Raw genomic sequence first — 11,895 nt, forward strand, 5'->3', positions numbered from 1 at the left:
GTGGTGGCGGGTGGGAGGTCGGGGTACCGGTCGGCGAGCGGCCGCAGGGCCGAGTCGGTCGCCTGGAACCGCAGCCCGTCCGGGACCGTGACCTTGACCGTCACGGCCTCCTTCCGGCCGGCGCCCACCATCTCGACGGGGAGGTTGTCGACTCCCCGCCGGATGGTGACCAGCAGGTGGAGATCGGTGGAGTAGCGGTGGCGACTGGTGGAGTCCGAGGGGGCCCGCGTCTGGGAGCCGCCGGAGGCCAGGGTCGTCGTGGTGTCGTGTCCCGCTGTCCTGGCGAGGGCGAGCGAGGGATTGCTCAGGTGGCCGAGCTCTTGATCGGGGACAGCGCGCTCCAGGAGGCTGCCGGTGAATCCGACCTCCCAGGTGCGGCCGCCGCCGCTCTGTCTGGCCACGGTGTCGCCGGAGGTCAGCGACGTGCTGGCCTGGCCGCCGCGGACACCGCCGTGGACGGGGTCGGTCAGGTAGCCGCTGATCTCGATCGTGAAGAGCTGATCCGGCGTCGTGCCGGGGAGCGGGACTCCCTCGATGACGTACACCCCGTTGAGGATCTGTTCCCGGTGGGCGTGCAGCTGGTCGGGGCGCAGCGCGGCGTGCAGCAGTTCGGCCGTCGGGGACGTCGGGTCGTCGAGAGTGCCGTACCAGGTGTCCCGCCAGGCGGTCCGGACGCTCTGTCCGGCGGCACGCGCGGCGTCCCCGATCGCGCGCTGGACCCGGGTGAGGGCGTGGGGCGCGGGGTTGTCCGTGGTCGTGGGCGTGGCGGTGTCCGCGGCGGTGGGGGTGGCCGGCGTGGTGGCCGTGGTCGCGGGTGTGGCGGTGTCCGTGACTGCGGGTGTGGCAGGTGCCGCGGGCGGCGTCACCGCGTGGGCGAGGCCGAGGTGGACGGCGGCGAGCAGCGCCTCCGACGCGCGCAGGCCGGTGACCGTCGCGCCGGGGGGCAGCACGGCCACGGTCGGGTCGGGCGTCCCCGGCTCGGTGTAGCCGGTCAGTCGCCGGCGTTCCAGCGTGGTGTTCTCGCCGAGCAGCTCCGGTGCCGGCCGCGCGGGGGGCGCGACGGCGGCGCGCTCGGTGTCGGGGGCCTGCGTCTCGGCGTGGTCCACGACGAGGGTCAGCGTGCCCCGGACGGTCGCGGGGCCGGGTGTCGTGACGGCCGTGCGGTCGGCCGCGGACGCCTCCACGTCGCGGGCGGGCGGGGCCGGCGGCGCGGCGAAGTGGCGGGTGGGTTCGGTCCCGGAGTCCTCGAAGAGGTCGAGACCGACCCGGACGGGGACGGTGAAGAGGTCGCTTCCGCTGTCGGAGTTGCCGATGCTCTGCTCGCGGGCGGTCGTCTCCTTCACCTTGTCGCCGCTGCGGTGCCGGCCGGTGACCGCGCCGTCCAGGGCGCCGGTGAGCATGAACCCGCCGGGCGGGGCGTGGAGGCGGCCACCGGCGCCGACCGTGGCGCTCAGCTCCGTGGCGTGGCTGCTCTCGACGGACTTCTCGGAGCGGCCGGTGCCCTTGACGTCGACGCCCGGGAGTCGGCTGGTGTGGGACGCCTCCGCTTCGGTGTCCCGGGTCACGGTCAGTGCCAGGCGGACCCGGCGGTCAGCGGTCGTGCCCGGCACCTCGAACCACACGGACCGGCCGCCGTCGACCGCGGCGGGGACGGAGGTCGCCAGCCCCCAGCGGCCCCGCAGCTCGACCAGTTTGCGCAGGTTCTCCAGCCGCGCCCGCCGCAGCGCGGCGCTGCCGGAGGAGCCGGCGTCGGCCTTCGGCAGGAAGCCCTCGTCGCGGAGCCAGGTCTCCGCCTCGTCGAGAAGGCCGGTGTCGAACTCCAGGCTGGTCGGCACCTCGGTCATGCCGATGGCCGTCAGGTCGCGCAGGTGGTCGGGCAGTTCGCGGACCTCCTCCGGCCGGGGCGGGTGCCCCTCCTGCGTGGTGCGGTCGACCGTCGCCAGCAGCAGTTGGTAGGAGTCGTCGGACCGGGGCGTCCCGGCTCCCGTGCCGGCGGCGGGCGGGGCGTCCGTCGCGGAGAAGGTGAAGGTCGCCGGTGGCCCGGCAGCGCGGTGGAAGACGACGGTGTACCGCGCCGCGGCCTCGGTGAGCATGCTGCCGGTATCCGAGGACACGCCGTGTGACAGTGCGCCGCTGGACGACAGGCTGAGCGAGTCCTTCACCGATCCGCTGGCCCCCAGGCGTCCGGCGCCGCCGCCGCCCCAGGTGCCCGTCGCGTCGGTGGCACGGGCGGGGTGGCCGGTGGTCAGCAGCGCGCCGCCCCTGCCGTCGAGCCCGAGTGAACTGGACAGCGTCGTCTTCTGGGTGGCGGACCCGCCGTGGGCGAACGTGGTCTCGACCGTCGTGCCGTCGCCATGGGTGAGGGGCCGTGGCGCGGGGTCGATGCCGGCGAGGAGCTGCAGGAAGCCGATGGCCCTGCCCTTGCTGTCGCTCAGCACCGGTGACAGGGCGCCGCCCTCGGTGTGCAGATGGGCCGTGCCGCGCAGTACCGGGTCGGAGAAGAAGGACCGCAGCAGCTCCCGTGAGCCCGCGTCGAGCGCGTCGTCGCGCAGTTCCGGCATCGCGGCGCGGATGTCGGAGCCGAGCCGTTCCGGGTCTCCCAGGCTCTCCACCGCCCACAGAGGGAGGCCGTTGATCGCAGCGGGCCTGGCGCTCAGCAGATCGGTCGGGTCGGTCTCCGGGTCGGTCAGGGCACGGGTCCGCGGCATCCAGACGGTGAGGGCGTCGGTGGTCACGGTGACGGGCCGGCCAGTGCCGTCGGCTGCGGCGCGGGCTTCGGCGGGGCCGCTCACCCGCCATCGCGGGGTGACATCCAGGGGGTACTGGCCGTGGGGGGAGTTGACCACGGTCTGGAGCGAAAGGGTCTCGGTGATGCTGACGTCCAGCGCGAACTGGTTGTACGTCGTGCTGAGGGTCACCCCGGCGTCGACCAGCCACACCGGGGCGCTGTCGACGGGCAGGGTGAGGGCGTAGCCGACGGGGGCCGTGCGCAGGTTGCCCGTCTGGCTGACGCGCACGGTGTCCTGAGCCGTCTCGGTGCGCCGCCCCTGGCTGAAGTCGGGACGGGTCGCCGGGTCGGGGAACCGGCCGGACGGGCGGACGTCGCTGTAGTCCAGATGGACCGTCACCGTCCGCTTCAGCGTGTCGATGGTGAGCGGGTGCCCGGCGGAGCTGAGCAGCCGCGCGTGGTTGCGCTGGATCTGCTCGGCGCTCAGATCCTTCGCGAGCTGGGCGGTGACCGCCCGGCCGGTGTCCGAGTCGGCGGTGACGCCGAGCTGCTGGAGCACCGCTCCGTGGAGGTCGGCCACGACGCGCGGGGAGGGGAGCGCCAGGGTGACCAGGCCGGTGTGCCGGCTGCCGGAGCCGAGCGACTCGGCGAAGGCGGAGAGCCGCCCGACCGGCGGTGACGGCGGCCGGCGGTCGGAGGTGTTGGCCGTGGTGGGCGGGGCCGCCGACAGCGCGTCTTCGCCGTCCTGCTCGGCGGTGGCCAGGAGGTTCAGCATCCAGGTGATCGAGATCTTGCCGCCGTTGTAGGGCGTGTTGTGGGCAGCCGCCCAGCGGCTGACGTCCGCGTGCAGCGTGCCCCAGGTCAGTGGGGGCGCGCCGGGGTCGTTGCGCAGCCGGACACGTTCGAGGGCGGCGAGGCCGTGCAGCGCCTCGGTGAACGCCGACTTGCGCGCGGGGTCGGTGTCGATGGTTTCGCCGAGCACGGAGCGCAGGACGCGGACCCAGCGCACCACGCGCTCGGGCGCCTGGTCGACGGGGCCGAGCGCGGTCTCCCGCAGGTACCGGTCGATGGCCTCAGGACGCGGCCCGGGCCGGTAGGCGGTGATCTGCGGTTCGGGGGAACCGACGACCGTGCGCAGGCTGTACACGGTGTGGCCGCTGTCGTCGGCGAGCCGCTGGGCCGGGGCGAGCACCGCCAGGGAGTCACCGGCGGGCGCGGTGTCGAAGCCGGGCCACAGCAGGGCGATGCCCACGTCCTGGGGCAGGGCGCGGAGCTGGTGGGAGCGCCCGAGGAAACGGGCGGTCTCCTGGGCCGAGACCGGCCTGGGGCCTGAGGACTCCTCGCCGCGCAGGTGCAGCCCGGCCCCCTCCGGCGTGGGAGTGCCGAGCAGGGAGAACAGACCGCCGGCCGGCGCTGCGTCCGGCCCCTGCTGGGCCAGCCATCTCGTCACGGAGTCGGTCAGGTTCTCCGCCGTCGTCTCGGCCTGGGTGTCGTCCCCCCGGTGCGTCCGGCCCGTCTGCCGCTGCCCGTCGGAGGAGACCAGCGTCCGGGACGCCACGGCCGCGTCGCTGAAGACGGCGCCGTCGGAGAGCGTGACGGTGCCGGCCGGGCCCTCCGGCCGCGGGCCGCGGTCGGTGGGGATCCACAGCCTGCTGGGCGAAGAGGCCGACCGGTCCCCGGTCACGACCGTGCGGCCGGCGTCGGACGCCTCCGGCGACGGCGTCCGCGACAACGCGGTCTCCGCGGACCACACGCGGGTGCCGAGCGCCGCCGCGAGCATGGACGCCAGCCGCTGCCCCGGGTCGTCCATGAGCAGCGCGACCTCGGCCTCCTCCGGACGCGCCCAGTCGCGCTCGACGAGCTCGACGAAGACCGCGTCGGTGACGTGGACGGTCTCCTCGCCCGTCCGGACCACCAGCAGGCCGTCCTCCCCGCGGCTGAGCTGCATCAGCCAGGAGCCCTCGGGCCAGGGCGTGGGGTGGAGGGTGGTGGTGCCGTCCGGGTGGCGCTCGGCCACCTGGTTCGGGACCAGTGCTGGGCTGTCGCTGTAGGCGGTACCCCACTCGTCGCCGTCGACGGTGATGCGGCGGTCCGCCGCGTGGGAACCGTCGCGGTGCAGACGGATCGCGGCGACCTCGGTGAGGGTGGTGGCGCCGTGCATGTGCTCGGCGATGGTCACGAGCGCGAGCGCTCGCTCGATGTCGGCGGGGGACAGCTCGCCGTGGGGCCGCTGCAGGACGGCGCGGGCGAGGGCGGGCAGGTCGACATCGCCGTCCCGCAGCTCCGGGTCCGCCGCGCGCAGCGTCTCCGCGATCTTCAGCTGGTTGTTCAGGGTGCGGTAGCGGTCGGGGGAGTTCGCGAGGTCCGTTCCGAAGGTGGTCAGCAGCTGGTGCCGGTAGGCGGCCGCCGTTTCCTCGCGACGGAACATCAGGGAGGCGGCCTGGTAGGAGGCGTTCTCCCGCTGGGTCGTCTCGAAGGGGTTGTCGCCCGGCAGCTCGGTGACGTTGCGCTTGGCGTTCCGGCCGTCGCCGCCCACCGACTGGCGGTCGCCGTAGAGCCGGGTGAGCAGGGCGACCATCTCGGTCGGCATGTGCGCCTTGACCCACGCGGCACCGCTGTTGCGGGGCAGACCGGTGGTGCTGTCGACCCCGTGGTTGGTGTCGAGCCACGCGGCGGTGAGCTGTGCGAAGAACTCGTGGAGGTCGCTGGCGGAGTAGTTGTACCCGGTTTCCTGGCCGTCCTCCAGCGTTTTGCTCAAGGCGCCGTCGGGCCACGGAAAGCCGGTGTCCCGCTCCGCGGCCACGGCGTCGGCGATCTGCATGACCGAGTCCGGCTGCCCGTACGTCTGATCGACGACGTCTTCGATGCGCTGCTTACGTTCCAGTTCCTGGTTGATCGCGGCGTCGTAGGTCCGCCGGATGAGGTCGTCGGCGTCCCGCAGGGTGGCGTCGTCGCCCCGGTAGTCCGTCAGCGCGTAGTGGACGAGGTGGGCCGTCTCGTGCACCAGCACCGAGTAGCCCTCGGCGAAGTGCATGGCTTCCGGGGCGCGGTAGGGGGAGGTGTCGTCCACGGGCAGTCCGGCGTCCCGGAGCGCGGACTGGTCGGCCGATTCCTCGCGGGGGCCCACTTCACCGAGGAGGTTCTCCTCGCCGACCAGCGTGGTGCGGCTGGCCGCGGCGGCTATCCCGCGCCTGGCCCCGATGTGCGCGCCCGCCGCGTCCAGGTTCCTGGCCCCCAGGTGCAGGGGCGCGGTGTCCAGCAGCGAGATGGTGCGCGGCATCAGGATCACGCGGTAGCCGCCGGCCAGCAGCTCGGCCAGGAGAGTCTGGTCGCGAACCATGTCCGCGAGGCGGTGGCGGGCGGAGTGGCGGCCCGCCACGGGGCGTTCGACGCCCGGGGCGGCGTCCAGCATCAGGGCCCAGGACGCCTCGCGGAACTCGGCGTCGCTCAGCCGGGCCCGCAGCTCCGCGACGCGGTCGCGGGAGGTGGCGAACTCGGCCCGCTCGGCCGGCGTCATCCGGCTGATCTCGGCGATCTCGGGGGTGCTCTCGGGCCGGTAGGCGATGGCGGGGCGTGACCTGATGCGCGTCGAAGTGGTCGAGGTCGTGGCCGTGGTCGTGGACGGCGCGGATTCGAGACCGGCGACGGTGGCCGGTCCCGCGTGCATGGTGCGGTGCGAGCCGTCCTCCGCTTGCGACAGCTGGCGGAGCATGGCGAGCACCGTGTCCGGGCCGAGCGGCCGGTCGGAGCCCCGCGCTTCCAGCCACATCCGGGTGTGCTGCTTCAGGCGGGGCCAGGTGAGGAGCGCCACGTTCTCGCTGACCGAGAGGCGCTTCCGTTCGAGCGCGGCCAGGCCGTGCAGCAGTTCCCGGAACTCCTCGGTGCGCTGGGGGTTGAGGTCGATCGGGGCGTCGTGCAGGACGCGCAGCGCGCGGACCCAGCGCGTGACGCGCTCCCTGGCCTGCGGCACCGGCCCCAGCGCCGTCAGCTGCGCGTACCAGTCGAGCATCCGGTCCTCGGGCTCGGGCATGAACTCGGTGACGACCGGCGGCTCACCGGGGGTGTCGGAGTCCTCCACGGTCAGCACCATGCGCGTGCTGTCGTTGGCCACCAGCTGGGCCGGCGCGATGTCGGACAGCGGGTCCCGCCCGGGAGCTTCGGCGAGACCGGGCCACATCATGTGGATCCAAGTCGTGCGCGGCAGGCCGCGCAGGGCCTGGGCGCGGCCCAGGAAGCGCGCGGCCTCCTGGCCGGAAAGCGGACGTTTCCGGTCCCCTTCGCCCCGCAGCTGGAGGCGGGGTCCCTGGTCGGAGCCCTCCCCGAGGACCGTGAACGCCTGCCAGGCCGCCGCGTCGGGACCGTAGTTGCGCGTGAGGTGCTGGGTCAGGGCCGACCAGTGGGCGCCGTCGAGGGACGGCCCGCGCGCGCCCTCGGGCACCAGGTTCAGCCCCTCCCGTCGGCTGCCGTCCTCGGACAGCTCGACCCGTGCCGTCGCCGCGTCGGCGGTGAAGACCGCGCCGTCCGCGAGGGTCAGCGGGCCCCGGGGGTCTCCGGGCACCGCGCCGGGGTCGGTCGGAATCCACGGACGGGGGTCGCGCCCGTCACGCGGCTGCGCGACGAGGACCTGTCGCCCCGGCACGCTACGGGACTCCTGCGGGGACAGCGGGGTCTCCGAGGACCACACCCGTGAGCCGGTGTCGCGGGCGATCAGCGCGGCCAGCCGCTGCCCCGGGTCGTGCACCGTCAGCACGATGTCGACGCCGCTCGGCCGGCCGTTGTCCCGGGCGATCAGGGCGGAGAGGACGGTGTCGGCCACCTCTGCGGTCCGCCCGTCGATCCGCACCCCGTGGCGGTCGCCGTCGGCGCGCCGCACGTCGACCAGCGAGGCGTCCGTCGGCCACGGCGGGGTGTGGGTGGTGAAACCGCCGTCCGCCGTCGCGATGGCGACGGTGTCCGGGTCCAGCCCCGGGTCGTCCCCGCTCAGGGAGCGTCCGAGCCGGGAGCCGTCGGCACGGGTCAGCATGCTCCACACGTCGTCGGTGGCGCCCTCCCGGTAGAGGTGGAGCCGGGCTGCCTCGGTCAGCGTCGTCATGTTGTAGTCCCGCGCGTGGGTCGCGACGTCGAGCGCGGTGGTGATGTCGTCGGCCGTGAGGTCGCTGTGGGGCTTCTGGAGAATCTCGCGGCTGACCGCCCGCAGGTCGTAGGGGTGGCTCAGCGTGGTGGTGTCCGCGCGCAGCTCGTTGGCGGCGGTCAGCCCGGCGAGCAGCTCCCGGAAGCGGGACGGGGTCTCGCGGGTCTCCGGGCCCAGCGCCTCGACCAGCTGGGACTCGTAGGCCTGCCGCTGCCAGAACTCGCCGAAGCCGTCAAGGAGCGCGGCCTCCTGCCCCGCCTCGGTCCGCGGGTTGTCGTCCGGCAGCGGGGGACGCAGCCGTGCGGGCTGTCCGTCGGGGCCGGTGGTGACGCTGTCCCGGTCGCCGTACAGGTGCGTCAGCAGCGCCACTATGCCGGGCGGCATGTTGGCCTTCACCCAGGAGGCGCCGCTGTTCTTGGGAGCGAGCGTGAGGCCGTCGGCGCCGATGTTGGTGTCGAGCCACGCGTTGGTCAGCTCGGCGAAGAACTCGTTCTGGTTCACCGCGGAGTAGTTGACCACCGTGCCGCCGTCGTCGCCCTCCACCTGGTGGATGCCGTTGGGCCAGGGGAAGCCGGTGTCCGTCTTCCCCGCCTGCCGGTCGGCCTCCTGCTCCCGTCCGGCCTCGAAGAGGTTGCTGATGTCTTCGGCGGCCGACCGCAGGATCGGGGTCGGCCCGTTGTACTCCTTGAGGACTCCGTGGACGGCGTGCGCCATCTCGTGCGTCAGGATTGAGTAGCCCTCGTTCCGGACTCCGAAGGGCGAGTCGGCCCCGAGCAGGTTCTCCTCACCGAGGACGACGGTGCCGGCCGCCGTGGTGATACCGCGCGAGTCGGCGACCCAGGGGGTGGCCACCGCTTCCTCCCGGTTCGCGCGGTGGACGGGCGCGGTGTAGGGCAGGCTCCCGTCCCGGGACATGAGGACGACCCGGGTCTGACGCCCCAGCAGCAGCCCGGTGACCTCCGGCGCCCGCAGCATGTCGGCGATCCGCCGCCGAGCCGCCTGCCGGGCGGCGACCGGCTGCTGGACGCCGGGAGCGGCGTGCAGCATCAGGGCAGCGGCGGCCTCCGCGAACTGCGCGGGTGTCAGCGTGTCGCGCAGCGCGTCGATCCGCGCGGGGTCGGCCGCGTACCGCGCGCGCTCGTCCGGCGTCATTCGGCCGATCTCGGCGGCGGTCTCGGTGGTCTCCCAGCGCAGGAGACCGGCCGTGGGTCCGGCGTCGGTCCCGGTGTCGGCCCGCTGGTCCGCCGACAGGGTGGTCTCCGGGGCGGGGGCCCCGGGCGTCCGCCCGCCCCCGTCGGGTGCCTTCATCGTCGGGAGGTTGCCGAACTCCTCGCGGGCCGCGAAGTGGTCGAGCCGGTGGATCGTCGCGTCGCGAAGGGTGGTGCCCTCCGGGAGCCGCTTGAGTGTCTCGCGGGCCTGGTGGGCGAGGGCGTTCCAGGAGAACGGCGCGGAGCTGGGACTGACCGACAGGTAGAGCCGCTCCAGCGCGGCCAGGCCGTGCATGCGCTGTTCGAATTCGTCGCGCCTGGCCGGGTTGGTGTCGATGTCCTGGCCGAACAGGCGGCGCGAGGCCCGCACCCAGCGCACCACGCGCTCCTCGGCCTGCGGAACCGGGCCCAGCGCGGTCATCCGCGCGATCTCGGCGATCCTCGCGGCATCGGGCTCCGGGAGGAACTCCCGCACGGCCGGGGGCTGGCCGGCGCGGGCCGGAACGGGCACGAAGACGCTGGCGCGGCTCTCGTTGGCCAGCCGCTGCGCGGCGTTGATGTCGGAGAGCGGGTCCACTTGCGGCTCGGCGGACAGGCCGGGCCACATCAGCAGGAGGCCGGAGTGCTGACCCGGTGCGCGCAGAAGCTCCGTGCGTCCCAGGAAGCCGACCAGCTCGCGTTCCGAGAGGGGCCGGGGCTGGGAGACGTCGCTCAGGGGGTGGACGACCGGCCCGGCCGGGGTGCTGTCGCCGATCACGGCGAACGGCGGAAGGGCCTCGGTGGTGCCGCGGGTCCGTCGTACATGGCGGGTGACGGCGTCCTGCCACTGTGCCAGCTGCTCCCGGCCGACCCCGTCCGAGGGGGTGAGGGAGAGACCGGTGTACCGCTGCCCGTCGGCCGAGAGCTGCGGACGGGTGAGCAGCCCGGCGTCGGCGAAGACGGCGCCGTCGCCGAGGGCCACTTGGCCGGGGCGGGCACCGGGCCCGGTCACGGAGTCGGTGACGACCCAGGGCCGGCCCGCCTCGTGGGTGAGCGTGCTCCGGCCCGGCGCGGTCGGCGAGGGAGTGAACGCCGTGGAGCCCTCGGTGGCCCAGACGGGGGCAGTGTTCGTCCAGGACAGCAGCGCGGACAGGCGCTGGCCCGGGTCGGGACGGGTCAGCACGATCGGGGCGTTCGGGTCGCGCGGGCGCGCGGGGTCGCGGGTGACGAGGGCGGTGAGGGTGGCGGCGTCCACGGTGTGGACGCCCTGGTGCGTCCGCACCGGGTAGCGGCCGTCCTCGGTGGGCTCGGGGTCGAGCACGTACACCTCGTCCGGCCAGGGAGCGGGCAGGCGGGTGACGCCGTCGGCCGTCCGCACCGTGATCTCGTCCAGCCGCAGGGCCGGCGCGTTCCCGCTGAAACCGCGTCCCTGGAAGCTGCCGTCGGTAGCGCTCATGCCGGTGAGGGAGTTGTCGTAGGCACCGTTCTCCATCAGCCGGAGCGCGGCCGCGTCGGACACGGTGCGCAGACCGTGGGCGCGCGCGTCCCGCACGGTGTTCAGCGCGTCGGTGACCTGCGCGGCCGTCAACGTGCCGTGCGGCAGCTGGAGGACCTCCCGGGCCAGTGAGATCAGGCTCGCCGGCCGCGAGTCGCGGGTGGGGTCGACCGTGCTCATCTCCTCGCCGTGCCGGTAGCTCTGTACCAGCTCGGCGTAGCGCTCCCGGTCGTTCCGCACCCCTGGGCCGTACACGTCGACGAGCTGACCGTCCACGTCGGTGTGGTCCCAGAAGGACCGGAAGGCGTCGAGGCTGTCGTTCTCCGCGGCGGTGGCGGCGAGCGGGTTGTCCGCGGGCAGGCTCGGGAACGCGGGCGTGGGCCTGCCGTCGGTCGTCGCGCTGCCGGGACCGGCGGTGGTCCGGTCGCCGTAGAGCCTGGTGAGCAGCGCCACCAGAGGCTCGGGCATCGCCCCCGACACCCAGGCCGGTCCGTTGTTGCGGGGGCGGCCGGTGAAGGAGTCCGGTCCGCCGTTGGTGCCGTGCCAGGCGGCGGTCAGCTCGGCGAAGAACTCGTGGACGTCCTTGCTGGAGTAGTTGGTCTCGCTCCATGTGCCGTCGGTCTTCAGCACGCTGTACTCGCCGTTGGGCCAGGGGGCGCCGACCCCCCGTTCCGCGTCGATGATCCCGGCGATCCGCTCCCGCCGGTCGGGCGCACCCTGCACGGCGGCGACGGCCGTGTCGACGCGCTCCCGGCGTTTCGTCTCGATCGCGCGGAACGCGTCGTACGTTTCCTGGATGACGCGGGTGGCCTGCGCCAACTGCTCATCGGGACCGCGATAGTTGAACAGCGCGTTGTGGACGGCGTGACCGGACTCGTGGATCAGGGTCGAGTGGCCCTCGTGGAACTGCGGGAAGAGCGAGGTCTCACCGAGGAGGTTCTCCTCGCCCATGACCACGGTGGCGTCACGCGCCACTCCCCGGACGCCCGCCCAGGGCGAGTTGCCGCCGGGCGAGTTCTCCTTGCGCCACCGGTGGGTGGGGGCCGTCTCGCTGAGGGAGATGCCGCGGCTCGTGATCAGGAAGCGGGTGCCGCGTGCGAGGAGCATGTCGGTCAGGTCGTGGTTGTCGCGGAGCATGTCGGCGAGGCGGCTGCGTGCGGCGTGGCGGGCGGCGACGGGGCGTTCGACGCCGGGGGCGAGGTGCAGCATGAGGGCGGCGGCCGCCTCCGCGAACTGCGGGGGCGTCAGTTGCGCCCGCAGCGCGGCCACGCGGTCTCGGTCGCCGGCGTAGACGGCGCGTTCGTCACTGCTCATGCGGCCGATCTCGGCTGCGGCCTCGGTCTCCTCCCAGCGG

General features: G+C 74.0%; 1 pseudogene. It reads right to left on the reverse strand.

Features of this window, described 5'->3' with window-relative positions:
- Positions 1-11,855: pseudogene (locus E0D90_RS17670) on the reverse strand (hypothetical protein); the annotation flags it as partial.
- Positions 11,856-11,895 lie beyond the last annotated feature (40 nt).

The organism is Streptomyces otsuchiensis, assembly GCF_004305975.1.
In the GTDB taxonomy this organism is placed as follows: domain Bacteria; phylum Actinomycetota; class Actinomycetes; order Streptomycetales; family Streptomycetaceae; genus Streptomyces; species Streptomyces otsuchiensis.